General features: G+C 30.4%; 26 protein-coding genes. 6 read left to right on the plus strand and 20 right to left on the minus strand.

Features of this window, described 5'->3' with window-relative positions; all coding sequences use genetic code 11:
- A partial coding sequence (locus KPL54_RS21315) for a carboxyl transferase domain-containing protein (protein ID WP_216108526.1) occupies window positions 1–548 on the plus strand: 548 nt, incomplete at its 5' end.
- A 61-nt stretch (window positions 549–609) separates the two neighbouring features.
- Here KPL54_RS21315 and KPL54_RS21320 read toward each other — a convergent pair.
- Both KPL54_RS21320 and KPL54_RS21325 read right to left on the minus strand, forming a co-directional pair.
- A complete protein-coding gene (locus tag KPL54_RS21320; RefSeq protein ID WP_216108527.1) occupies window positions 610–2,391 on the minus strand; it encodes an ABC transporter ATP-binding protein in 1,782 nt (593 codons plus the stop codon).
- A complete protein-coding gene (locus KPL54_RS21325; protein ID WP_216108528.1) occupies window positions 2,388–4,118 on the minus strand; it encodes an ABC transporter ATP-binding protein in 1,731 nt (576 codons plus the stop codon). Before KPL54_RS21325 ends, KPL54_RS21320 begins: the two co-directional genes overlap by 4 nt.
- Window positions 4,119–4,217: 99 nt before the next feature.
- Here KPL54_RS21325 and KPL54_RS21330 point away from each other — a divergent pair, with 99 nt between their 5' ends.
- On the plus strand, window positions 4,218–5,072 hold the full coding sequence (locus KPL54_RS21330) for a MerR family transcriptional regulator (RefSeq protein WP_216108529.1): 855 nt from the start codon (window positions 4,218–4,220) through the stop codon (window positions 5,070–5,072).
- 60 nt (window positions 5,073–5,132) lie between these two features.
- On the opposite strand, the gene KPL54_RS21335 is transcribed toward KPL54_RS21330, so the two are convergent.
- Window positions 5,133–5,339: a DUF378 domain-containing protein gene (locus KPL54_RS21335; protein WP_216108530.1), complete on the minus strand. Its 207-nt coding sequence runs from the start codon at window positions 5,337–5,339 to the stop codon at window positions 5,133–5,135.
- A 248-nt stretch (window positions 5,340–5,587) separates the two neighbouring features.
- Here KPL54_RS21335 and purB point away from each other — a divergent pair, with 248 nt between their 5' ends.
- Both purB and KPL54_RS21345 read left to right on the plus strand, forming a co-directional pair.
- Window positions 5,588–7,018: an adenylosuccinate lyase gene (purB, locus tag KPL54_RS21340; RefSeq protein WP_171298850.1), complete on the plus strand. Its 1,431-nt coding sequence runs from the start codon at window positions 5,588–5,590 to the stop codon at window positions 7,016–7,018.
- Window positions 7,019–7,234: 216 nt separating this feature from the next.
- On the plus strand, window positions 7,235–8,233 hold the full coding sequence (locus tag KPL54_RS21345) for a tyrosine recombinase XerC (protein WP_216108531.1): 999 nt from the start codon (window positions 7,235–7,237) through the stop codon (window positions 8,231–8,233).
- Between the two features lie 67 nt (window positions 8,234–8,300).
- Here KPL54_RS21345 and KPL54_RS21350 read toward each other — a convergent pair whose 3' ends face one another.
- Window positions 8,301–8,783, minus strand: a complete 483-nt coding sequence (locus KPL54_RS21350; protein WP_216108532.1) for a hypothetical protein — start codon at window positions 8,781–8,783, stop codon at window positions 8,301–8,303.
- A 172-nt stretch (window positions 8,784–8,955) separates the two neighbouring features.
- Between KPL54_RS21350 and lexA the strand changes: the two genes are divergently transcribed.
- Window positions 8,956–9,564, plus strand: coding sequence for a transcriptional repressor LexA (gene lexA, locus KPL54_RS21355; RefSeq protein ID WP_216108533.1), 609 nt, complete (start codon window positions 8,956–8,958; stop codon window positions 9,562–9,564).
- An 87-nt stretch (window positions 9,565–9,651) separates the two neighbouring features.
- Here lexA and KPL54_RS21360 read toward each other — a convergent pair whose 3' ends face one another.
- The 14 genes from KPL54_RS21360 to KPL54_RS21425 all read right to left on the minus strand — a co-directional run bounded on the left by KPL54_RS21360 (window position 9,652) and on the right by KPL54_RS21425 (window position 23,446).
- A complete protein-coding gene (locus KPL54_RS21360; protein ID WP_216108534.1) occupies window positions 9,652–10,929 on the minus strand; it encodes a methionine gamma-lyase family protein in 1,278 nt (425 codons plus the stop codon).
- Window positions 10,930–11,094: 165 nt separating this feature from the next.
- The gene (locus tag KPL54_RS21365) at window positions 11,095–11,733 is read right to left on the minus strand and encodes an ABC transporter permease (protein WP_216108535.1); all 639 of its coding nucleotides are present in this window, start codon (window positions 11,731–11,733) and stop codon (window positions 11,095–11,097) included.
- Entirely contained in the window at window positions 11,669–12,958 is a 1,290-nt protein-coding gene (locus tag KPL54_RS21370; protein WP_216108536.1) for an ABC transporter permease, read from the minus strand. The genes KPL54_RS21365 and KPL54_RS21370 overlap by 65 nt, the downstream gene beginning before the upstream one ends.
- Window positions 12,951–13,820 carry an ABC transporter ATP-binding protein gene (locus KPL54_RS21375; RefSeq protein ID WP_216108537.1) on the minus strand — a complete coding sequence of 290 codons (870 nt, stop codon included), beginning with the start codon at window positions 13,818–13,820 and terminating at the stop codon, window positions 12,951–12,953. Before KPL54_RS21375 ends, KPL54_RS21370 begins: the two co-directional genes overlap by 8 nt.
- A gap of 12 nt (window positions 13,821–13,832) precedes the next feature.
- Complete coding sequence (locus KPL54_RS21380) at window positions 13,833–14,114, minus strand: hypothetical protein (RefSeq protein ID WP_216108538.1); 282 nt, start codon at window positions 14,112–14,114, stop codon at window positions 13,833–13,835.
- Window positions 14,108–14,635: an RNA polymerase sigma factor gene (locus tag KPL54_RS21385; protein ID WP_216108539.1), complete on the minus strand. Its 528-nt coding sequence runs from the start codon at window positions 14,633–14,635 to the stop codon at window positions 14,108–14,110. Before KPL54_RS21385 ends, KPL54_RS21380 begins: the two co-directional genes overlap by 7 nt.
- A gap of 223 nt (window positions 14,636–14,858) precedes the next feature.
- Complete coding sequence (locus KPL54_RS21390) at window positions 14,859–16,448, minus strand: ATP-binding protein (protein WP_216108540.1); 1,590 nt, start codon at window positions 16,446–16,448, stop codon at window positions 14,859–14,861.
- Window positions 16,438–17,613: an ATP-binding protein gene (locus KPL54_RS21395; protein ID WP_216108541.1), complete on the minus strand. Its 1,176-nt coding sequence runs from the start codon at window positions 17,611–17,613 to the stop codon at window positions 16,438–16,440. Before KPL54_RS21395 ends, KPL54_RS21390 begins: the two co-directional genes overlap by 11 nt.
- A gap of 134 nt (window positions 17,614–17,747) precedes the next feature.
- On the minus strand, window positions 17,748–18,494 hold the full coding sequence (locus tag KPL54_RS21400) for a hypothetical protein (RefSeq protein WP_216108542.1): 747 nt from the start codon (window positions 18,492–18,494) through the stop codon (window positions 17,748–17,750).
- Between the two features lie 49 nt (window positions 18,495–18,543).
- A complete protein-coding gene (locus KPL54_RS21405; RefSeq protein ID WP_216108543.1) occupies window positions 18,544–19,605 on the minus strand; it encodes an anti sigma factor C-terminal domain-containing protein in 1,062 nt (353 codons plus the stop codon).
- The gene (locus KPL54_RS21410) at window positions 19,598–20,098 is read right to left on the minus strand and encodes an RNA polymerase sigma factor (protein ID WP_216108544.1); all 501 of its coding nucleotides are present in this window, start codon (window positions 20,096–20,098) and stop codon (window positions 19,598–19,600) included. Before KPL54_RS21410 ends, KPL54_RS21405 begins: the two co-directional genes overlap by 8 nt.
- A 238-nt stretch (window positions 20,099–20,336) precedes the next feature.
- The gene (locus KPL54_RS21415; protein WP_216108545.1) at window positions 20,337–21,455 is read right to left on the minus strand and encodes a YkvI family membrane protein; all 1,119 of its coding nucleotides are present in this window, start codon (window positions 21,453–21,455) and stop codon (window positions 20,337–20,339) included.
- 191 nt (window positions 21,456–21,646) lie between these two features.
- Window positions 21,647–22,912, minus strand: coding sequence for an L-cysteine desulfidase family protein (locus tag KPL54_RS21420; RefSeq protein ID WP_216108546.1), 1,266 nt, complete (start codon window positions 22,910–22,912; stop codon window positions 21,647–21,649).
- A 33-nt stretch (window positions 22,913–22,945) separates the two neighbouring features.
- Complete coding sequence (locus KPL54_RS21425; RefSeq protein ID WP_216108547.1) at window positions 22,946–23,446, minus strand: L-2-amino-thiazoline-4-carboxylic acid hydrolase; 501 nt, start codon at window positions 23,444–23,446, stop codon at window positions 22,946–22,948.
- A gap of 745 nt (window positions 23,447–24,191) precedes the next feature.
- Here KPL54_RS21425 and KPL54_RS21430 point away from each other — a divergent pair.
- On the plus strand, window positions 24,192–24,851 hold the full coding sequence (locus tag KPL54_RS21430) for a GntR family transcriptional regulator (protein WP_216108548.1): 660 nt from the start codon (window positions 24,192–24,194) through the stop codon (window positions 24,849–24,851).
- A gap of 222 nt (window positions 24,852–25,073) precedes the next feature.
- Here KPL54_RS21430 and KPL54_RS26250 read toward each other — a convergent pair whose 3' ends face one another.
- Both KPL54_RS26250 and KPL54_RS26255 read right to left on the minus strand, forming a co-directional pair.
- Window positions 25,074–25,247, minus strand: a complete 174-nt coding sequence (locus tag KPL54_RS26250) for a hypothetical protein (RefSeq protein ID WP_253203661.1) — start codon at window positions 25,245–25,247, stop codon at window positions 25,074–25,076.
- A complete protein-coding gene (locus KPL54_RS26255; protein WP_253203663.1) occupies window positions 25,244–25,423 on the minus strand; it encodes a hypothetical protein in 180 nt (59 codons plus the stop codon). The genes KPL54_RS26250 and KPL54_RS26255 overlap by 4 nt, the downstream gene beginning before the upstream one ends.
- Between the last annotated feature and the right edge of the window lie 273 nt (window positions 25,424–25,696).

Consider the following 25,696-nt stretch of genomic DNA (forward strand, 5'->3'; position numbering starts at 1 on the left):
GAAAAGCTTTAAGACTTATGAAACAGGCAGAAAAATTTAAAAGACCTGTTATTTGTTTTGTTGATACTCCAGGGGCATATTGTGGATTAGGCGCAGAAGAAAGAGGTCAAGGTGAAGCAATAGCTAGAAACCTTATGTATATGTCAACTTTAAAAACACCAATAATTTCAATAGTCATTGGTGAAGGTGGAAGTGGTGGAGCTTTAGCAATGGCGGTAGCAGATGAAGTTTGGATGCTCGAACATGCAATTTATTCTATTTTATCACCGGAAGGTTTTGCTAGCATATTATATAAAGATGCAAGTCTTGCGAGTGAAGCAGCGAGTGCCATGAAAATAACAGCTCAGGATTTGATAAATTACGAAATAATAGATAGAATTATAAAAGAACCTCTAGGTGGAGCACATACTAATGTAGATGAGATGTCAATTAGTATTAAACGCAACTTAGAGGAATCAATTGGTAGGTTAATACAGGAACCTGTAGAATCCCTACTTACCAAAAGATATTATAAATTTAGAAAAATTGGCAATGTTGTAGAATATTAAAAAGGTGATTACTTTATTGCATAATTAAGATATATACCTGGCTGCTTTAGGAGTAATGATTTTAATTTGCTGCTTGACTCCCAAATTGACTATTATAGAGTTTTTCATAGAAACCACTCCTTTTCATTAATTCATTATGGGTTCCTTGCTCTATAATATTTCCTTGATCTATAACCAATATTAAATCTGCGTTACGAATAGTTGAAAGTCTATGCGCAATAACAAAGCTAGTTCTTCCTTTCATTATATTCCTCATAGCTTTTTGAAGTAATATTTCTAATCTAGTGTCAACTGAACTAGTTGCTTCATCTAATATTAATATTGCTGGATTTGATATTATAGCTCTTGCTATAGTCAAAAGTTGTTTTTCTCCCTGGGATATGTTAGAAGCCTCTTCATTTAGGTACATGTCGTATCCATCTGGAAGGGTTTTAATAAAGTGATGTACGTTAGCTATTTTAGCTGCTTCAATAATTTCTTTATTGCTAGCTCCAAATCTACCATACTCAATATTATCATGAATTGTTCCATTATATAACCAAGTATCCTGAAGAACCATACCGAATATAGAACGTAAATCTTCACGTTTCATATCTCTAGTATCAACTCCATCTATTTTTATAGATCCACCTTGAATATCGTAAAATCTCATTAATAAATTCACTAATGTGGTTTTACCTGCTCCTGTTGGACCAACTATAGCAACCATCTGACCACTTTTTATCTCTGCATTTAAGTCCTCAATTAGAACCTCATCTTTGTTATATCCAAATTTCACATGCTCAAAAGTTACATTGCCACGTGGATTCTCAAGTTTTATAAAATTCACTTTATCTGGAATCTCTTCCTTTTCATCTAATATTTCAAATACACGTTCAATTGCTGCAAAGGCTGATTGTATTGCAGAAGATAATTGCGTCACCTCAGAAATTGGTTGATTTATTTGCCAAATATACCGCATAAAAGCTTGAAGATTACCAACTGTCATTATTCCACTTATAACATATATCGCACCAAGAATTCCAATGACTGCAACTGCCAAATAAGTTACTAATGAAACTAGGGGAGACATTATACTTGATATGAATTGTGCTTTGAATCCAGTATTAAAGAGTTCTTCATTAATATTTTCAAAATCTTTTATAGCATCTTCTTGTTTTCCATATAATTTTATTTCATTAAACCCAGTATATATTTCTTGCACCTTACCATTTAATTTACCCAAAATATTTTGCTGTTTATTAAATAGGTTTTGGGATTTACTAACTATAAATTTTGATATTAAATAACTTATTGGCACTATAAGTATAACTAACAGCGCAAGTTTCATATTAATTGTAAACATCATAACACTGGCTAAAGTTAGTGCCAATATTGTATTTATAACTTGACTAAAACTTTGTTGAAGTGCATTAGAAATAGTATCTATATCATTTGTTATACGGCTCAGTACATTACCATAGCTATTTTTATCAAAATAACTTATAGGTAATTTTCTTATTTTACCTTGAACGGCATTTCTTAAATCTTTCATAGTATTTTGAATAGCATTAGCTAATAATAGACTTGCTAAATAAGTGGATAATGCTCCAAATACATAGATAAAAGCCAATATTATTAAGATCCTTAAAATATAATTAAAATTAACGAAAGTTCTATTTGTACCTTTCACTATATTCATAACATCTTTGGCAAGACTAGTTGTAATTAATCCTTCTATTCTTGGAGCAATAGTAGTGAAAATGGCAGCTATTACTATAAATAAAATTGCGGCAATAAATGGTTTCCTATATGGCTTTAAGAAGGGCGAAATTTTTCTTATAGAATACTTTAACTTTTTCATTGTGCAAGTTCCTCCTTTGTAAGTTGAGATGATGCAATTTCATGGTAGATTTCACAGGTTTTTAGTAATTCTTTATGAGTTCCTATTCCTACTACTTCTCCTTCATTTAATACAATTATTTTATTAGCATCAAGTATAGATCCCATCCTCTGTGCAACTATTAAAACTATGGACTCTTTAGTTTCGTCCTTTAATCTTTTTCTAAGCATTGCATCTGTTTTAAAATCTAGGGCGGAAAAACTATCATCAAAAATATAAATTTCAGGTTTTCTAACTAATGCTCTTGCAATAGACAACCTTTGCTTTTGACCTCCCGACACATTAGATCCACTTTCACTTATTAGTTCCTCAAATTTTTTTGGTTTACTATTAATAAAATCATAAGCCTGAGCTACCTTTGCAGAATGTTCAACTTCTTCTTTATCTGCATCATTTTTACCAAATCTAATGTTAGTGTCTATACTGCCAGCAAATAGCAATGTCTTTTGAGGTATAAATCCCATTTTTTCACGTAATGCCTTTAAATCATAATCTCTCACATCTACTCCATCTATCTTTATGCTACCTTTTGTAACATCATAAAATCTTGGAATTAAATTAATTAACGTACTTTTACCACTGCCTGTACTTCCTATAAATGCTACTGTTTCTCCTTTTACTGCTGTAAAGGAAATATCTTTTAATACTGGTATTTCTCCATCTGGATACGTAAAGGTAACATTATTAAATTCTACAATACCCTTAATATCGGTATCTTTAATACCATCTATAGGATTTTTAATAATAGGTTCTTCATCTAATATCTCTTGAATTCTATTGGCTGAAATTTGTGCTTTGGGATACATGATAAACACCATTGAAAAAAGAATAATAGAGAACATTGCATGGAACAAATATTCTATAAATGCTACCAATTGTCCAACTTGCAATGTTCCTAAATTTATCATTTTGCTAGAAACCCAAAAAATAACTAACACAGCGAAATTCAACAAGATAAAGAAAGCTGGTTGAGGAATTGACATAAGTTTATATAACTTTTTAGATACACTGGCATAATCATTATTTATCTTTTCAAATCTTTGGTTTTCATGATCATCGTTACCAAATGCCCTGATTACTCTAGTTCCAGTTAAATTTTCTCTTGAAATTCTATTTAATCCATCTAATTTTTTCTGTTGCTTTTCTGAAATCGGATAAGATTTTTTAGCTATAATAACTACTCCACCCACAATGAATGGTACAGTTATTGCTAATACTGCGGATAACTGTAAGCTGGTTCTAAGAATCATCACTAAACTTACAATAAACATAACCGGCGTAAGTAATGCTGTTCTTAACAGAGTATTTGTAAACTGTTGCAATTGAAAAACATCATTGGTTGTTCGAGTTATCATTGATGATATTCCAAACTTATCATATTCACTATGTGAAAATTCCTGAGATTTTCTAAAAATATCATTTCTTATATCTCTAATCATACTAGTAGAAATTTTTGAAGAACAGTACCCTAATAATATTGAACCCATAGACCCAACTATAGATATTACCACAATTACAATTCCCATATGCCTTATATATGCTATATCCTTATTAGCTATCCCTATGTCAATAACTCTAGCCATTATTGTTGGAATTCCGAGTTCCACTAATGCAAATCCAAAAATTGATATTACATTCAACACTAGAAGTAGTTTATATTTCTTTATGTATTTTAATATTAGTTTCATTCCTTCTTTTCACTCCTTTTTAAGTACCCTTGAAATATTATTGCAATAATATTATAATAAAGTATACAGTTACCGTATAGTCAAGAGGAGAAACAATCTATGAATGAAAAGTTTAATAAATATTTCACTACTGGAGATTTTGCGAAGTTATGTAATGTAAAGAAACAAACTCTTTTCCATTACGATGATATAGGCATTTTTTCACCAGAAATAAGAGATGATAATGGATATAGATATTATTCTCAACAACAATTTGATCTTTTTGATGTTATTACTAATTTAAAAGAAATAAACATGCCTTTGAAGGAGATTAAATCTTATCTCGACAATAGGAGCCCAAATGCATTAGTTAAGTTATTTAAAAATAAAATACTAGATATTGATATTGAGATAGAAAACCTAAAAAGAATACGTAAACTTATGGAAACAAAAATTTCTATAACAGAATATGCGTGTAAAATAGATTATTCTAAAATCCATTTAGAATTTTTTGATGAGGAGTATCTTCTTTTAAGCAATTCAATAGAAAATGTGAGCGATAATGAATATTTTAAAACATTGTCCGAACATATGAACTATTGCACTTCAAACCATATTAACTCTGGATATTCTAGTTGCATTATGATAAGTAAGGCTAATATATTAAAGGGAGTAGCTAAAAATTATTCATATTTATATACAAAGTTAAATTCTAAAGATGATGTTCCATTTACTTTTACTAAACCAAAGGGGACCTATTGTGTAGCGTATCATAAAGGGGACTATAACAATATCGACAAAACATATAATAAAATACTTCAATTTTTAAAAACCTCTAATTTTGATATAAAAAAATATTCTTATGAAGAATTTCTTTTAGATGAAATAACAGTAAAAGGATATGAAAATTATTTAACTCAAATTTCAGTTGAGGTTGAAAGCTTAATAGAAGGGGAGAATAGTATAAATATTTGACTAAAACAATAAAAAATACTCCATAATAGCTATGGAGTATTTTTACTACTAATAATATTATTACGCTTTTTTATTTCTGAATATAAACACGATAATATTAACAGCAGATAGTCCTACTAAGATGTATATAAATCTAGCAAGAAATGGAATAGCTCCAAAGATGGCGCTAACTAGATTAAAATTTAATAACCCCAAAAGTCCCCAGTTTAATGCGCCGACTAATACTAATATAAATGATAGTTTGTCTATATTATTAAGCTTATACATAATTACCCCCACACTATTATAATTATTTCTAGTTGTTTAAATTATATTAGAAATATAATATTTTAGAACTATTTAATGACTTCTTTAGAGTATTATTAATATGAGGGGAGATGAATTTATAATTTCAAAGTTTATTTAGATTTTATAGCTAGTATATACGAACATTTACATTACTATTTACAATATTGTATGTTATAATATGAATGATAATCGTTTTATATCTTAATACGTACGTGTGGAGGCAAAATATGAGAAATACTTATAATACACCATTAAATAGTAGATACGCATCAAAAGAAATGAGTTTTTTATTCTCAGATGATATGAAATTTAAAACTTGGAGAAAGCTTTGGGTAGCATTAGCTGAAGGTGAAAAATTATTAGGACTTAATATAACGCAGGATCAAATTGATGAGCTTAAAGCCAATGTTGATAATGTAAATTATGAAGTGGCTGAGGAAAAAGAAAAAGAAATAAGACATGATGTAATGAGCCATGTATATGCATACGGCGTACAATGCCCAACTGCAAAGGGGATAATCCATTTAGGAGCTACTAGCTGTTATGTAGGTGATAACACAGACCTTATCATCATGAAAAAGGCTTTATTATTAATTAAGAAGAAATTAGTTAATGTAATTAGTAAATCTTCAACATTTGCATTAAAATATAAAGATATTCCTACTTTAGGTTACACGCATTTACAACCAGCACAATTAACTACTGTAGGTAAAAGAGCAACACTATGGATTCAAGATTTAGTAATGGATCTAGAAAATTTGGACTTCGTAATTGATAATATTAAGTTACTTGGAGTAAAGGGAACTACCGGAACTCAAGCTAGCTTTATGAATTTATTTGAAAATGATGAGAAGAAGGTTAAAGACTTAGATAAATATGTAGCAAACAAAATGGGATTTGGTGATACATATCCAGTTACTGGTCAAACTTATTCTAGAAAAGTAGATTCTATAATACTAAATACACTTTCAGAAATAGCTCAAAGTGCTTATAAATTTAGTAATGATTTAAGAATACTTCAAAGTATGAAAGAAGTAGAAGAGCCATTTGAGAAAAAACAAATCGGATCTTCGGCAATGGCATACAAAAGAAATCCTATGCGTTCTGAGCGAATTAGTTCTTTAGCTAGATATATTATAGTAGATTCATTAAATCCTGCTATAACAGCTGCAACACAATGGTTTGAGAGAACGCTAGATGATTCAGCTAATAAGAGAATATCTGTGGCTGAAGCTTTTCTTGCACTTGATGGAGTTTTAAATTTATATATGAATATAGCAGGGAACATGGTTGTATATGAAAAGGTAATTACTTCTCATGTAAACCACGAGCTACCATTTATGGCAACAGAAAATATCCTTATGGAAGCAGTTAAAAAGGGCGGAGACAGACAAGATCTTCATGAACACATTAGAGTTCATTCTATGGATGCAGCTAAACGTGTTAAAGAAGAAGGTTTAAATAATGATCTTATAGAGAGAATTATAAATGATCCAATCTTTAAGATGTCAAAAGAAGAGATTATAGCTGTAATTGATCCAATTAAATTTGTTGGAAGAGCTCCAAGTCAAGTAGTAGACTTTATAGCTGAATATGTAAATCCAATACTCGCAGCTAATAAAGATGCAATTGGTGTTGAAACTTCAATAAACGTATAATTTAACTGTAAAAAGCTATCAGGAATATAAAACTGATAGCTTTTTAATTTTATAAAAATTAAAAGTAAATCACTATTAATACAATAGTAAAAACCATAGATAAAAAATAAATTTAATAATATTTTAAAATAAACATGATTTTACCCCCTCTTTTGTAGTATAATAATGTCGTGAAATGTAAGTTTCACGACATTATTACGTATTTTGGAGGTTACTATGAAATCTGATCTAAATGGTATTTATAACAATGAACTACCACCGTTTCTAAATGATTATTTTAATTATTTATCTACTATTAAAGGCTGTTCTATTAATACTATAGTTGCTTATACTGCTGATTTGTCATTACTTTTAAAGTTTCTAAAAATGTATAAAGGTTTAATTCCTTCAGATAAAAATATAAAGCTTGAAGACATTGTAATTAGTGACTTAACCTTAGATACATTAAAAACTCTTACATTACAGGATTTATACGCCTTTATCTCTTATCTTGGTAAATATAGGGCTAATGGCAATTATGCTAAGGCTAGAAAAATTGCATCCATAAAGTCCCTATTTAAATATTTAACTACTAAGGCTAAAGTACTAACTGTAGACCCAACAATAGATTTAGAGTCCCCTAAGATTGGAAAAAGAAGCCCGGTTTTTTTAACATTAAATGAAAGTAAGGACTTACTCGAGGCTACAATCTCTCGAGATAAACATTCTATTCGGGATCATAGTATTATTACATTATTCTTAAATTGTGGTCTCAGATTGTCAGAACTTTGTAGTATAAATTTATCCGATATGAAAGAAGATACATTATCTGTAATTGGGAAAGGAAATAAAGAGCGAACAATTTATTTAAATAAAGCATCACTTAGGGCAATCTATAAATATTTACCTATTAGAAATATGAACATAGATAAAATTCATGAGGAGGATAAAGATGCCCTCTTTATCAGTGGCAAGTTTGGAAGGATTAATAAAAGAACTGTTGAAAGAATTGTTAAAAAGCATATAGGAGATGCTGGGCTCAACAAAAATAAATATACTCCTCATAAATTAAGACATACTTCAGCCACCCTTATGTATAAGTATGGAAACGTAGATATTAGAAGTTTACAAGACATATTAGGACATGAAAATATTTCTACCACTCAGATATATACTCATGCTGACGATGAAAAACTAAGAAATGCTGTTAAGTCGAATCCCCTCTCTGATGAATAATAAAAAGGAGTATATACTATCACATCCGTGATAGTATATACTCCTATGCCCTCTTAATCTATACTTTTTATACCTTCTTTAGTCTTATAAGTCCTGGAAATTCCTCTTGAAGAAATTCTGAGTTATCTTCTTCATCCTCAAGTAACTCCTTTGCCCCATCTATATCATCTATAAATTCCCAAACTTCATTATTTTCAGGTATGTATTTATCTTTATTTAGCTTCTCTTGCTTTTCCTCTGCTAAAAACGCTTCGTAAGCTTCAATTTTTGATGCTTCCTCATCTTTAGATGTTTCTTCATCTTTATTTTCTATGGTCTCTTCAAAAGCAGATTCATCAATTTCATCCACGTTATAAATATCATCATCTAACTTTCCAGTGCCAGCATCCTCAAAGACTTCATCAATTTTTATAGCTTTAACATCAAAACCTTCAAGTTCTAAACATTTTCCGCAATTATCGCATTTCTTATTTGAATTTAATTCGCAGACTTCACAATCACCACAGTCATTACAAATTTTCTTATTATTAAATATACAGTTTTTAGACATACAACACCCCGCTACATTTATTTCTAATACTATTATAATAGACTATTATAACAAATAAGGTATCATTAATCAAATACTTATAACTTTTTATACGTATACCCTAAAATAGAACATTTGTTTGATGTTTTTGAACTTATATGGTATAATTATACCATGAATGAGAGGTGTTTACATGTTAACTCCAAAAAAAGATAAACAGAGTGAAATATATAACTTTATAAAAGATCAAGTTCAATTAAAAGGATATCCACCCTCAGTAAGAGAAATATGTGTAGCTGTAGGATTGAAATCCACCTCAACTGTTCATGGTCATTTAGAAAGATTAGAAAAAAAAGGATATATACGTAGGGACCCAGCTAAACCTCGTGCAATAGAATTATTAAAGGATGCTGTTATAAGAAATGAACTTATAGATATACCTATTATAGGAAAAATTACAGCTGGGGTACCAATCCTTGCGGTTGAGAATGTTGAAGATACATTTACTATACCTTTAAATTTTACAAAAACTAATAATGAGTTATTTATGCTTAAAGTTTCTGGTAGTAGCATGATTGAAGCCGGAATATTAGATGGTGATCTTGCTATAATCGAGAAAGTTAATTCAGCTAAAAATGGAGATATAGTTGTAGCACTTATTGAGAATGAAGCAACTATTAAAAGATTTTTTAGGGAAAAAGGACATATAAGGCTTCAGCCTGAGAATTCATCAATGTCCCCTATCATATTAGACGACTGTTCAATTTTAGGTATACTCGTCGGCATTTATAGAAAGTATTAATTATTTCATTAAAAGAAACAAAAGAGACTACAATGATTTTAATTGTAGTCTCTTTTTCTATCCTATATTGAAGTATTTACTCGAAATTTATATAACTTTTGAAAGAGCTATTAATATTCCAATTTTAGCATGATCAAATGTTAATCCACCCTGTAAATATGCTATATAAGGCTCTCTTATTGGCGCATCTGCAGATAATTCAATAGATGCTCCTTGAATAAAGGCACCTGCTGCCATTATAACCTTATCTTCATATCCTGGCATATCCCATGGTTCACACTGAGCAAATGAATCAATTGGAGAACCTGCTTGTATCCCCTTGATAAAATTAATTAGCATCTCCTTATTTCCAAATTTAATAGCTTGTATTATATCACTTCTTTTATCATTGTATTTAGGAAGAACATCGAACCCTGCAAGTTCCATAATCCTTGCACAGAAAATAGCACCCTTCAATGCTTCCATAGTTACGTGTGGAGCTAGAAATAATCCTTGAAATAAAGAACGCATTACACCAAATGTTGAACCACATTCTCCACCTATGCCTGGAATTGTTAGTCTATATGAAGCTTGCACTACGTATTCTTCTTTACCTGCAATATATCCACCCGTTGGTGCAATTCCGCCACCAATATTTTTAATTAGAGAACCCGCAACTAAGTCTGCTCCAACATCTGTAGGCTCTGTAGTTTCAATAAATTCTCCATAACAATTGTCTACAAAACAAATTACATTTGGATTTATAGATTTTGCTGCTTTTATAATTTCTTTTATTTCAGAAATTAACAAAGCTTTTCTCCATCCATACCCAGTAGATCTTTGAATATGAACGAGTTTTATTGATTTATCAGCAAGCATTGTTTTTTTCATTAGATCTATATCAACCTTAGAATTATTTAATTCTAATTGTTTATATTTTACGCCAAAATCTTTTAATGATCCTATATCTTTCTTATTAGTTATACCAATTATGTTATGTAATGTATCATAAGGCGTTCCACATACAGATAGCATTGTATCATTAGGTCTTAAATTACCAAACAATGCTGCCCCAATTGCGTGTGTTCCATTAACAAAATGTGGCCTAACTAGTGCACTCTCGCAATTGAAGATTCGTGCATATACTTTATCTAATGAATCTCGTCCTATATCGCCATAACCGTATCCAGAAGAGTTTGTAAAATGAGATTCGCTAATTCTCTCATCTTGAAGTGCAGTCAAAACCTTAAGTTGGTTAAACTCCCTTACTTCATCAAGCTTATCAAACTCCCATTGCACATCTTTTATTGCTATATCATAGAGTCCTATCGTTTTTGAATTTATTTTATATTTCTTTTGTAGGTATTCTTTTGTTATGTCTAACATGATCCATGTCCCCTTTGTATTATATATTTTAATTTACCTCATTAATAATAACATACATCTATACTATTTTATTAATATTGTGCCCTTTATTTGAATTACCTCAGAATTAATGGTTTCTTTATGTGGTTTCATCCGCTGCTTTGCTATATTGGGGTACAGCCACCCTCATGCTTTACTATTCTTAACCCAATAAACTAATAATGATGAAATTATTAGAACTACTGCTGCTACAAGCAGATAATACTTTTCTTTAAAGCTATTATTCATCAAAGAAAATAGAAACAAATTCTTTGTGTATTTACCCTTTGTCATGATATCAAAGACAAAATAAACTATTGGTATCATATACCCTATGCTTATATTTTCAGTAAGAGAAGCAACAAATAATCCTAATCCGCCTAGAAATAATGCAGATACAAATGTTCCCATTATCAACCTTCCTGAAGTAAAGGTTCCACCAAGATAAATCAATATATTAACAAATAATGCTATTAGTGATACTAGTAAGATTACTGCTATTAGTATTCTTATTATATAAACAAATATAGGAGAAATAGCCTTTGCGTTTATTGTCTCCTTTATATTTTCATCTTCCTCTGGTGTAAATATTGGCACTAGAATCACTACTCCAATCATTACAGTAAATTGCTCACATATCTTTGCAGCCATTGAAAAGTCCAGATTAGTAATGCTAAAGATTATTGGAGTTGAAATTAATATTGCAATTGAGAATAAAATATTATTTTGAAAAGTTATTCTTAAATTTACTTTTGAAATTTGTAAAATATTTCGAATACTTATCATAAAAATCAATCCTTCCTATTCTTTTTAAATTTAATATATAAATAGATGCAATCACAAAAATTGCCGATAGCGAAATAAAGAACATTCTATTTAAAAATATATTATATATAATGGAAACGAATTCATCTCTATGATATATAGTATTGAATCTTATCACTAATTGACTTAAATCATAACTACCAATCAATATGCCTTTAAATACAGAGGAGTACCACCAAATCATCTGAACTGGAATAGCTATTGCTGTTTCTGTAAGAAGAGTTAAAAACATCCCTACCGCAGTTACTGCCATAAGCGTTGGCATAAGCCATCCTATTGAATATTTAAAAAACGCAAAATAATCTACCGTTAAATTAAGTTTTTCACTAAAACTGACGGCCTGAAGTGTTGAGACGCCTGCAAGTAAGAAAATTGGAATCATCATCATTATAATTAACGCACTATATTTCGACAGGATTAACTTAGCAGAACTTACTCTTCTACTATAAATGAGCTCGTTCATATTGCTTTTTCTATCTTTCCTAATAAAAGGTACTACAACAAACACCGGAAATAAGCCCATTACGATTCCCATAAAATCAGAAAATAGCCTTGCAAACCCATTTGTAATCTTATCCTTTTCTATTAAATCTTTGTAAGTTTTCATTGATTCCTCATATGTTATTGGTTTAACTCCAAAACGCTTTAAATTTCCTTTTGAATAATTAGATTGCTTTCCTATTATATTATTAGCTTCCTCCATTAAATTTTTAAAGCTAGCATAGTCTTTTGAGCTGCTGCTAAAATGTATTTCATTCCATTTCCCATTCTTATTTAATTTATCTAACTCGCTTAGAGATGCTCCTGTTGTTTGACATAAAATTTCTTCTATCCTTTTCGTATGTTCTTTACTTAATTTAACCTTTTTAAGGAAATCATATGGATAGGCTCTATATATTCCTTGAGTATACTCTTCATATAGTTTTGATGTTGCTTTAGGCATAACTTGTTCTGGAATCTCTTCACTCGTAGTTCCATAAGGATAGATATTATTCTCTTTTTTGTACTTTTCAAGATTTTGTACATAAGAAGGCTTTAACAAAGCACTTCCTAGATACTGTGGATCATTTCCTTTTATACCTGAAAAGTATTGGGTAATATAAAATAATATGGTGATACAAATAAAAACTATATAAATCAAACTCTTACCTAATTGCGTGCATTCCTTTAAAAATAGATTAAACATTATCTATCCCTCCAACCATAAGCATATACGAATCTTCAATATTGGGTTCGCAAGTTTGTGCATTATCGCTTGGAGGAACATCTGAGATAACCCTAATGGAGACACTGTCCCCTAACATAATCATACCTGTTATAATATATTTTTGTTTTATTCTTTCTAATTCATCTGGTTTAACGTTCATAGAAAAGACCTTTCCTTCTGCTTTGTTTTTTAATTCTTGAACAGTTCCTTTAAATATAAGGCTACCATTGTCTAATATTCCAATGTTTTTGCAGGTGGCCTCAATGTCTCCGATTATATGTGTTGAAAGAATAACTATCTTATCCTTTGCTAGTTCACAAAGAAGGTTTCTAAAACGAATTCTCTCTTTTGGATCTAACCCTGCAGTTGGCTCATCAACTATTAAAACTTTTGGATTATGTAAAATTGCTTGAGCTATTCCAAGTCTTCTTTTCATTCCACCAGATAGAGCCCTAACCTTTACCTTTTTACAATCTAACAAGTTAACCTTTTCTAAAAGTTCTGGTATTATTTTTTTTCTCTCACTTGATGGAACCTCTGATAAAACTCCTAAATAATCCATAGCTTCATAAACGGATAGATTTGGATAAACGCAGAAGTCTTGAGGAAGATATCCAATAATTTTTCTTATTTCTTTAGTTTTTAAAATATTTATTCCACAAATGCTGATTTCGCCACTACTTTTATTAAGCAGAGTTGCTAGTATCCTCATCAAAGTAGTTTTGCCTGCTCCATTTCTTCCAAGTAGTCCAAACATCCCCTGATCTATTGTTAAATTAACATCCTTTAATGCACTCTTACCACTAAATTTCTTTGATAAGTCATTTATATTAATTTGCATGATTTCTACCTCCTAATTAATTACTGGCGCAAATTTCATTGATTTAGAATCATAATTCATTGATGATAAAATGGTAATGAATGATAAAACAACAATTATAGATATATCAATATAAACAAATAAAGAAAGAACTGAAATTCCTATAAACATTAGAATTAAACCCAAATAGATAAAACACTGTTTTTTCTTAATTTTCTTATCTCTTATTAAAATTCTTTCTATTTCCAATTGCTCATTTTCAAATATTTCAACCTTCTGCCACATTAAGCTTAGAAATTCTTCATCTTTTAACATCTATAATCCTCCCTCGCAAGTTTTTGTAGTTTTTTTCTTGCTCTAAAAATAATAATTTTCACTTGACCTACAGACTTAATCATTATCGTTGCAATCTTCTTATAAGACATGTCCTCATATTCATAAAGATACAATGCAGTCTTATACTCCTTATTTAATTTACCTAATAATTCCGTTACAAATAATCTGTCTTCCTTTTTCATAACAATATCCTCTGCGGACGGTGTCCGTAGCTTTATATCATCAATATTTACAGTCTTTTGTTTTCTTAGATAATCGATGCACTTGTTCCTTATCACTGTGTACAAGAATGTTTTAAAACTGCATTTATTGTTATAACTCATTCTTTTTATATAGATTAAAGCAAAACTATCCTGTATTATATCTTCTGCTATAAATTCTTCTTTTACATATTTCTGTGCAAATCTTAGAGCCTTTAATCTGTGTCTAATTACAAGCTCTTCAAAAATTTTCTTATCGCCACTTTTAATTAGATCCATTATTGTATTATCGTCAATCAAATCTTCACCTCTTTGTGGAAAAACATATGCTAACTGTTTTATTATACTTCTTACACGTATAAGTTCACAAAAAGTTACACTATAAAAAATTTATTTTGATTTATTTATCTTTTATCAGAAGTAACTTTATACGTCAATAGACTAACCTCCAAATTATATATATTAACAATGTGGAGGTTAGTCTATTTTCTATATTTATTATTTAGTTTTTATTCTTCATTCTTCATTCTTCATTCTTCTTAACTTCTTCAATAATTTCTTCAACAGTTTCCTTTAATTCCTCCCCCACTTTTTTATATTCAATTTCAAATTTTTCATCCTGATTTTTTATAAAGTACATTAAGACATAATAGGTAGGCTTAAACTTATCCTTTAGCATAAATTTCTTTTCATTAAATACATTTAATAAAGAGTTATACTGTTTTTTAGCCATTAGTAATATAAAATACTCATTAATAAACATATTATATTTATCTGTATTATTAGCTACTTGTAAAAACAAGGGAGCCTTTTTAATGGATTCTTCTATTTTATCATTCAAAAGTAAGGTTCTTGATAATTCATAGATACTGATAAAATCATTACGGTTTTTATCATAATTTAAATCCTGTTCTTTGTTTTTACTTTTATTAATTAAAGTTTCCCTACTACACCAGTTTTCTAAAAAATCTACAAGCCATAACACCTGCTGTTTTTCTTTTTCTCCTCCAAATCTTATTAGATACCATATGTTAAAGAATCGATCCTTAGTTTGATACATATAATTTTTCTTATTCATAGGTGTTTTATTTATTACACCATTCTTTTCTAATTGATTTAGCTGAGCTGACACTTCTTTGCTTTGCATTCTTATTTTGTCTGCAATTTCTTTTGTAGTTATGGCCTCCCAGCTTAATGCTATAACATCAACAATTTCTTGCTGCACTGGAGATAAATTATCCATTACGTGTTTATAAAGAGGTGTTACTCTATCCGATAATGTATCTATGTCTTTAAAGGCTAGTCCCCTATCAGAACATACACTACTGAAAAGTAATGACATTATTCTAGGCACCCCACCAGTTAACCGCCTTATGGCTTCTATTTTACCTTTATTGCTTTTGATTAGTTCCTTCATATCTTTCTTATTAAAAATTTCTCCTAATTTTTCAAAAAATTCATTAGTTTCTTCTGTAGTTAATCCTTTTAATTTTATTAACTTAAAGAAGTCATAGAAGGGTTTTTCATAATTAAAAGTGAATTCTAAAACCTCTGAAGATGCTCCTATAAAACGAATTTCAGCTGAAGTTAATAAAATTTCTCTAAGTTTTTGCTGCTCAATAAGTTTAAACTTCTTCAAAATATCTTCAGTATTATCTATTAGAAGTATTAACTTTTTATTTTTTTCATTAAGTCTTTGTTCGATTATTTTAAAACATATATCTTCGTAGTTTTCTTCCTTTGCATGTTTATCCATTTTCTTATAAAGTCCTATAAATTCATTACTTTCTAGTTCAAGATTTTGTGCTACGACCTCCCAAAGCTTAAATAATCTACGTATATTATATTGTTCCTCTGGTAATATAACAGGAATAAGCCTTTTTTTTAATTCTGTATCCCTTTTAATTTCAAAGTATAATCTTTTAAGTAAAGTTGTTTTACCATATCCTCTTTGAGCCTCTATCATATAATGCTGCTCTGGATATTTCATATCTGAACTTTTTATATCATTTATAATTTTTTGAAATTCTTTTTTTCTTATTACAAAACTATCAATTAGTTCTTTCTCTGTTAAATTGTTGGGGTTATAAAAACTTACACTACTAGTTTGCATTTTTTTTACACCACCACATTCTTAATATTGGAGAAGTAAATGTATAAAATTTTCCTTCATCATCATTATTTATATAACCATCATCTATAAGAGTATTTAAGAGGTCTTTATATGTTTCACAAAGATTATATTTCACAGCTAAATTGTGTATTTCATTATAAGTTATCTTTTTAGCCTCTGATATAGATATTTGATCTAATGTTTCTATAATAAACTTATAATCATTATTTTTGTACACAACAAGCCTCTCATGCCAACTACTAAATTTATTGTTTTCTTCTATCATACGTTTAATTGCAATATCTACTGATTTATTATGTATGACGCATAAATTATCTTCATCGTAGATATCTTGGATTTTATCCATAGCAAGTTGAATATAAAAAGGAATTAACCACTTAATCTCATTAAGCATATGATTTATAGTACCCTCGTCCATAGTAAAATCCAGTCCTTTAAGTAACTCATTTATAAGATTTTTACCTTCGGATTTACTTAGTGGAGTGACTTTTACTATATCTAGGTCATTTATAAACTTTGAAGAATCCATTCGTCTTGCAATACCCTCGAGGCTTATGGAACCTGTATATATAAATTGAAATTTATTATTTATATCACTATTTTGTCTTAAAACTCTATTACTCTGAAGGAGATGAACTGCATATGCGGTGCCTTCTTTTTGTTGAATGTTTTCTATTGTTTGAGCAAATTCATCTATCATTATAATCAATTTGTGACCTTCTAAATCAATAGATCTCATGATTTCTATAAATTTATCATAATAATTATATTCAATATTTTTACTGAACTTAACGGAGTCTATACCAACCTCATCTATACTTTTAAAAATATTTTTAGCTATGTCCTTTATTGAATTTATTACCTTATCTCTTTTTCTTATTGAATCACAATTTAAAATGGCCTTTACAATTTCCTTATAATACTTATTCTCATTATATACTGACTCTGTAATTACATAAACTACATAGTACTTCTCCCTTGGATTATCTTCTATATACCTCATTAAAGATGTCTTTCCTACTCTTCTTGGAGCTGAAATTATAATGCTGCTATCTGAATCAATTTTTCTCCATAATTTATTTATTAAAATAGGCCTTTTAAAAAAGTTTTCCCCTCGAGCAGCTTGCCCAGTTGTAATTTTCATAATTAACGCCTCCCATTCATCCTTATATTTACAATTATACTTAACAAAAAATATCTTGTCAAGTATTTTGACAAGATATTTTTTGTTAAGTTAACCAAGAATGTAAAAAATAAATGTTTCTTATATAACCTTATTCATTTTTTATACCCAAAGCAATAAAATAAGAAACTACCTATTGAAAATAATATTAAGTCATAGAATATAATCCCTATGCCTGTAATTTTACTGTATATATCAATTTGAAATAATGTCATAACATTTAACTGCTCAACTAAACAAGTGTTTGGTAATATAACCGCCGTAACTACAACATAAAACAAAGGTAATAATAGTATCAAAAATTTACTTTTTGTTAACGTCGATATTCCTAAAATAAATGTTGAAAATGAAGCTGCACTAACAAAGGTTATAAGGAGTGAAATAATAATATAAGCAATTTTAGACTTATTATAAATAGGACTAAATGCCCCTGTTACATCCATATGAATATTGTTAATGCCATAAGCACTGATTAAGAATATAAGTAATATAGTTTTAGTTATTAAAAATACAAACCCACTAACTAAGGCATTTACTATCAACCGACTAGTGAAATATACTTTTGGTTCTATTATTGTAAAAAATTTGCTAAAAACATCCTTTTCCTTATCTATAATATAAGAATTAGAAAATGGAATACTAGCAAGTAATGGCGCAATAAAAGGAAGATAAGTAAAATCACCAATTCTTATAAAATAATTAATGCCGTCTAGTCCAGGATGTGGAAATTTAATTTGACTAAAATAGGGTATTAATAGTAATGCTAAAACTATTAGACTTGATATTAAGGTTTTCTTAGAAAAAAAAGCTCTCTTAAGATCAAATTTAAAAAACATTTTCATTTTTTTACTCCTCTCAATTATAAATTATACAAGCAGTTGACATTTATAATTAGTATTTATCACCCACTGCTCCAAGGCTAGAAGCCTTAATAAAAGATTTATTTTTAAGGAGTTTTAAAGAATCCTTATCACCTGTAACTACAACTCCTAAAATTTTTATGTTATCTTTCGTAATTTTCACTTTATCTTTACTTAACTTACTAAATAACGTTTCATAGAGTTGCTGATTTTTTCCTTTATTTGTTTTTCCATAAGAAATTGTATCAATAAAGTCTTTTTCAGGTGTTTCTTTATTTTTCCCCGCTTCATCTATTGCTTTAATACCATATACTTCATCCTCATATAGTATAATATTAGGGCTTATATGTTTTTCTCTTTTATTTACGGGAATCTCCTCTTCATTTCCTATTTTTTCAATATGAGAACTCAATTCAGTAACTTTACTTTTCGTATACGTATCCACCCAATACCAATTCAATGTTATGTTTTGTGGTATCATACTTTTCACCTGAGAAATACTATAAGATTTATCAAATGATAACGACATTTCCATAACTTTATCTTCTTCAATTTTATTAATCATTGATAAATCATCTCTATATTTAGTATATCTTACACTAGGATGGTAAAATTGCATTACATTTTTGCCAACCTTGCTATATCTTTTTGATTCATATAATGCTTGTTCTGACTCTCCACTAGACTCATACAACAGCCCGCTAATATCACCATAAAGACCATTTATTAACGGTAGATAAGTATAAGATTCTTTGTTGTTACCATCAACAATAGGTTTGTTACCTAAAAATCTATAAGTAACATAATCAAGCTCACCAGTCAATAAGCCATCATCCATTTGGTCACTTCCAATATATGAATTAGGGTGGGCTATTCTGTAATAATTTTCTAGCTCAGTCTTCTTCTCATTTCCCAATTTGTTTAAAGTTGTAGCATTAAAGACTAAACCAACGAAACTTACTACTGTAAATACTAATATACTTGTTATAACCCCTCTTATGATAGAGAAAAGTTTTGCCTTTTTTATAACCTTATCAAAATTAGACGGATCTTTATCTTCAAACAATTTTTTTAATTTTTCTTCATCATTCATTATACATAACACCCCACTTATTTTTAAATTGCGCTCTTGCTCTAAATAAATATGTTTTCACTGTACTTTCATTTATATCTAAGACATTAGATATTTCTTTATAGGATAAGTCCATATTATATTTTAGAATTAATAAATTTTTTTGAATATTATTTAATGAATTAAGTATTTTTAGCACATCCCCTTTTCTCTCTAGATCTATTATATAATCTTCGCATAAATTGTTATCTGATTTAAATATTTCTTCATCTATAATTACCTGTACATGTCTTTTTTTTGTTCTACATAGATCATAATATCTATTAATTGCAACTCTAAAAAGCCATGATGATATTTGAGAAACATCTATTCCATCAATATATTTTAATGCTTTATAAAAAGTATCTTGTGTTATATCCTCTGCATCCTCCTGATTGCAACCTAACTTTATTAAATAACAATGTATAATATTCATCTTATCCATAAATATTTTGCTTATTAAATCGTTTTTCATTTTATCCCCCTAACCTAAAGCAAAATATATGTTGAAATAACCATTTTAGAAGCCCCTCTATTACTAAAACGATTATAGGGCTAAAAAGTATACAATTAATTCATATATTGTTTAATAATATAATTTAGATGTTTTTTAGAACAGTTAAAAAACTATAAGAATTTATTATAAACTCTTATAGTTTCTATAGGTAGGAATTATAAATTAAGCAAACACCAAATTGCAGCTTTAAGCGTAATTATAACGTAAAATTTTCTTTTTCAACATTAGATTTTCTATTTCTTACACTTAATTCTTTATAAATCATAAAGCCAGCGAAAACGATAGCTGAATACCCTGCCAAAGGATATAGAATATTTACCAATTTATCAAAAGGAAGTACCCCTCCAAAGAACATACCAATAACAGTTAGTACTGTCGCAATGATATTAAACTTTTTAGTTTTGTCAGTAGCAAACTTTCTAACCACCATTAAAAGGAATGAAGCCACTGCTGAATAGATACTTAGTACTATTAACACTGAAAAAATCAATCCCAAGATAGGAGATATGTGGTTAGCAATTGCTAATGTTGGAACTTGTTGTCCTATAATCAATTTGTAATAAACAAGTTCACCTATTACAAGCGAAATAATTGCAATAGAAAAAGCAACAGTTCCAACAAAAGCTGCAGTTCTTGCTTCTTTTAAACTTCCTGCAGACGCTCCACAATTAACCTGAAATGGTATGCTAACCATAAGAGCAAGAAATGCATATAACGCTCCTGACCATGCCCAATTAGAAGAAGCGGATTTAAACCCTAACGTTGGCATAAGCCTGGTGGCTTCTGCCAATAAAGTCGGTTGTCCAAAAAGAGTAATAATCCCACAAATGCCTACTATTGCTACAAATAAAATTTTAATAGGCCCTATAATGCCTATTATGTCGATAAGTTTTTCTGCTCCTAACAATGTTGTCCCTAATGCAAGAATAGCTATAGCCCCAGTACCTATATATGTTGGTAATCCATAATATTGATGAATTGTTGCACCTCCACCTGCGAGCATAACTACAAATATAGCATACACTAATACAACACTATACCATACATAAACTTTACCTATAACTGTACCACAATAATATTCAAAAACATCATATGGATTAGGAAATTTCTTTTTCTGGCCTATTCCATATAAAATGTACGTTGAGGGAATCATTACAACTAGAAAAATAAAAGCTGCTATAATACCTTTTGTTCCATGTGCTGCGAAAAATTGCAAAACCTCCTGTCCTGTTGCAAACCCAGATCCAATCCAATATGCACACAATGCTCCCGCAAGAATTATTACTTTTTTTATACTAATTGGTTTTTTATCCACTTTTATTCACTCCTTGTATTTAAATTAGTTATTGCAAGGCTTCTTACACTATTTTTCATTAATAATTTTAGAAACGGTGTAAGAAATAAGTTTGTTTATTTTTATAAATCTCAAGTTTTAAATTACCATGTACTAATATAAGAAATCTTAATGATCAAACTACCGGCACGCCGGTAGTTATGATCTGTAAATTACCTTCCTATCATAATATTAAGGATTTCCACATCGGTGGATTTCATACCCTCACGGCCCATACGACCGATGTTCTGGATTGTCTTTTCGTAATCTTTTTCTACGAGACCTTCTCCAAATGGAAATACCTGATCGTATTTTGCCATCTCATAACCCATGATGCCTGCATCTACTGCACTGGAAATTTTTGCTGCACAGGAAGCCTTAGCGCCATCACACACAATGCCACCCACATTACCTAGAGTATTGATGATTGTCTTTCCAATGACATCATAATCAGCACCATTTAGATAGGCAATGCCACAAGCTGCAGATGCTCCAGCTGATACGGCTCCACAGTAAGCAGACAGGTTTCCAATATAATGCTTCTGATGCATAGACAGAAGGTTGCTCAAGATAAGAGCCCTGTAGAGGGTATCCTCATCTGCTTTCATATCTTGTGCATAAACGACAATCGGCATGGTACAGGTGATCCCCTGGTTGCCACTTCCTGAGTTGATAACTACCGGGAGAGCACAGCCATTCATTCTAGCATCGGAACCTGCTGCTGCTGCTGCTCTCGCCATGATTCGGACATCGTTATTGCCAGATTTTAGAAGAGTTCGTCCAACCTGAGCACTCCATTTATGATTCAGGCCTTCTTCTGATATGGCAGAATTGTACTTAATCTGTCTACTGATAATTTTTCTTACATCATCCAAGTTTACTTCATTGGCAAATTCGAGTATGTCCTTGATATTGAGCTTTGACTTATCTCCAGACTCTTGAGTTGTAATATCAGGTTGTGCAAATATCACCTCACCATTTTTTTCAATTCTAGCAATGTGATTATGCTTGATTTTGACCTCCACAGCTGCCGTTTTCTGTCCAGCTGTCAATTCCGCGCGAATGAAAAGATTTTCTTCGCTTTCTTCCAGCTCACAACTACAGAATCCCTGACTGTATAACACTCTGGTCTTATCGATATCTTCCTGTTTTACTTTGCTGATGACCTGAAGCTCCAGGTCTGCATTCCCTGCGACAACACCTAAGATGGCTGCAACTTCCACGCCTTTTTGGCCGCCAGAATTAGGTACGACAACGCCTTTCGCATTTTTAATAATATTACCGCTGCAGCGGATAACCATCCGTTCCGGCATCTGCCCAAGGACCTCTCTTGCCTTTGCGGCTGTAAACGCAATTGCAATCGGTTCTGTACATCCCATAGCTGGAATCAGTTCTATTTTTAATATTTTAACATAATTATCATATTGAATTTTATCCATTTACAAATTCTCCTTTTGGTACTGCTTAATTATTTATTTTTTAAAATATGTTATCTGACAAGTCTTGCATCCGTTAGCGATAGTATCTTCCAATTTAAATTCAAATCCCATGGTCTCTGCAATTGTTCTGTCACCGTCCATAGCCATGTCGCATAATTTCTCACAGGTTGCATCATCAAAGCCTAAATCCTGCCATGCTTTTAGCAGTGGACAGTGATGGAATTCCAAATACACTTTATCTTCTGTTTTGGTCTTGTATTCAACTTCATAAGTCTTTACGGCATTAGGACTTAGAAAAGTTTCTATAAAACAGGTAACGTTTTCTGGATCCTGACATTTGGATTTGATTTCAGCGCCCTGGACCTTACCTGTTTCTACAATTGCTTCACGTATTATTTTTTCTGCTTCTTTTGCCATGCCTGCATCTCTAGCCTTTGTGTATGTTAAACCGGTCCAGGTTGAACGATGTCCAATTGCACCTCGCGTAATGTCTACTACTGGATCACCTATTATACTAATTTTATTATCAATCATAATCTTTTTCTCCTTTTCTTCTTAAATTTTAACGCTTATTGGCGAATGTTCATCATAACTTAATTTTTAAATTTCTTTAGCTTCGAGTCTGTTATATGTGAATGTTGGGTTCAGCGTCATGTTGCATTCTCCAAATACTTCGATTGTTGATGCAATCGCATCGCTGACTACATCATGTTACAGTAAACCTTGTCATAACATAGGGAACACGTACATGGCTTGTACAATATTCACCTGCAAAGGTATTGGTCAGATTGTTAATAGCGGAGTTCATTAGTCTAGACTAATGAATCTATCATTTACGTAATCCATAAAACTGTAAACGTCTTTACTAAGGACAACGTCAATTTCCTCATAATATATTTTGCCATAACAACTACTCCAATAAATATTAGAGGTCTGTTCACTTCTGATATGACCACTAGCATGCCTAGTATATATAAAATATCAGCGATTAGCATCTCATACTATGTAACTCCATACTCAAGTACGTATTGTAATCATATCACGAAAAGTTGTATGAATCAACAGAATATTCAATGTTTTTGCAATATTTTTGTTTTACACTGGACATTCTATATAAATATTGTAATTTACACCTAAATATAACAACGATTACTGCTTTGTGATATGACCAGTGGCACTATTTTCATCGATATTTATACACTCCTCTTCTTTTCATATTGACTTTCCTTCTTTTTAACTCTATAATAATTTGAAAACAACAACATTAGGAGGTGGGTTTATGGTTGAAAAAAACTTCAATACATTAAAGAAACAAGTTTATGATGCTTTGTTTTCTGATATTATCAATGGAGTGTCTCCTGCCGATACTATCTTAACCGAAAAATTTTTGATGGAAAAATATAATGTCAGTCGTGCACCAATACGGGAAGCACTTACCCAACTAGCTGGAATTCATATCGTGTCCAGTATACCAAGACAGGGGTATAAAATTCTTCAGCCGAATAGACAACAGTTATTGGAAATCACTAAATTCCGTTCTGCCCTGGAATGTTCTTTTTTAGAAAGTTATTGTATCTATATCGATGAATCCTGGATCAAAGAACTGCGAACCATCTGTATGGACTACGTCAACTGTCCAGCCAATGATTTCATGACCCACTGGCATCACAACTGCCAATTTCATCTGAAATTGTTCTCTATTTACGGCAACCATTATGCCTATAAACTCTTGGAAGACGCTCTAAATATCCAGACTATCTTTTTCGTACAGAAAAAGTATTCCACTACCATGGATTTGCACCTTGCTTTAATTGACTATCTGGGAAAAGGCGAAATTGCAACAGCTGTTACCATTTTAAAAGCAGATATTGAAAACCTTCTGCTCCCGGCCATTGCTCCTACACCCATTGACAAGGACAGAAAGGTTCTCAATTTATAATAGCTACTCTTTTGCCTATAATAATGTCTTATTGTACACAAAAGAGACCTGCTCACGAATTTTATCCATGAGTAGGTCTCCAATTTATGTTTTTCTATGTTTTTGAGAGAGATACGCTAAGCTGATTGGCAAGATTTTCAACATAATCACGGTTACCTATTTCCAGCTACTCCTGGAAGTAAACTGTAGATTGATTTTCCTATTTTCTCTTCAAAATAATCTTTAACTTCTCAAATCTAAACGAAGAAGTCCGCAATTATTAAAATAATCTTTAGAATCTCTATGAAATAACTCTATTGTTCCACTTGCAATATTATCTTTTTTATCTACAATAGCCCATCTTACAAAACCTTTTTGGTCATAGTAGAATTTCCAATAATTAAGAGCCTGCTTCATTCTTTCACGTGTATTATAGTAAAAATCATCTCCGCCACAATTATCGCTATTAAATAAGGGAACTGCTTTTTATCAGAATATACTTTTAATAAGCTATCACAGTCATCTATAGAAATAAATCTTAAATTGAATCGTTTATTTTCAAATTCGGGGCAACTTACATATACACTATCCATATTTATTCTCCTTTTCAAATTACTACTTGTTTGCTGATTATATAACTAATCTTTTCCTCGCAGTTTTTTTACATTTGCGACATAAAATACTTGTCTATTGTACTATTAATAATTTATCACCCCTTATTCCATTTTACTTATAAGGTATACTGCATATATCAAAGATTGTTGCAGATTATTTCCGTTTTCATGGAATATAAAATTTTAATGCTTCCAGCCTTTTTGCTCGCTCAAACACTTTATGTAAAAACTCTTTAGCCGATAAATCCTCAT

It is taken from the genome of Clostridium estertheticum, assembly GCF_018861295.1.
In the GTDB taxonomy this organism is placed as follows: Bacteria; Bacillota; Clostridia; order Clostridiales; family Clostridiaceae; genus Clostridium_AD; species Clostridium_AD estertheticum_D.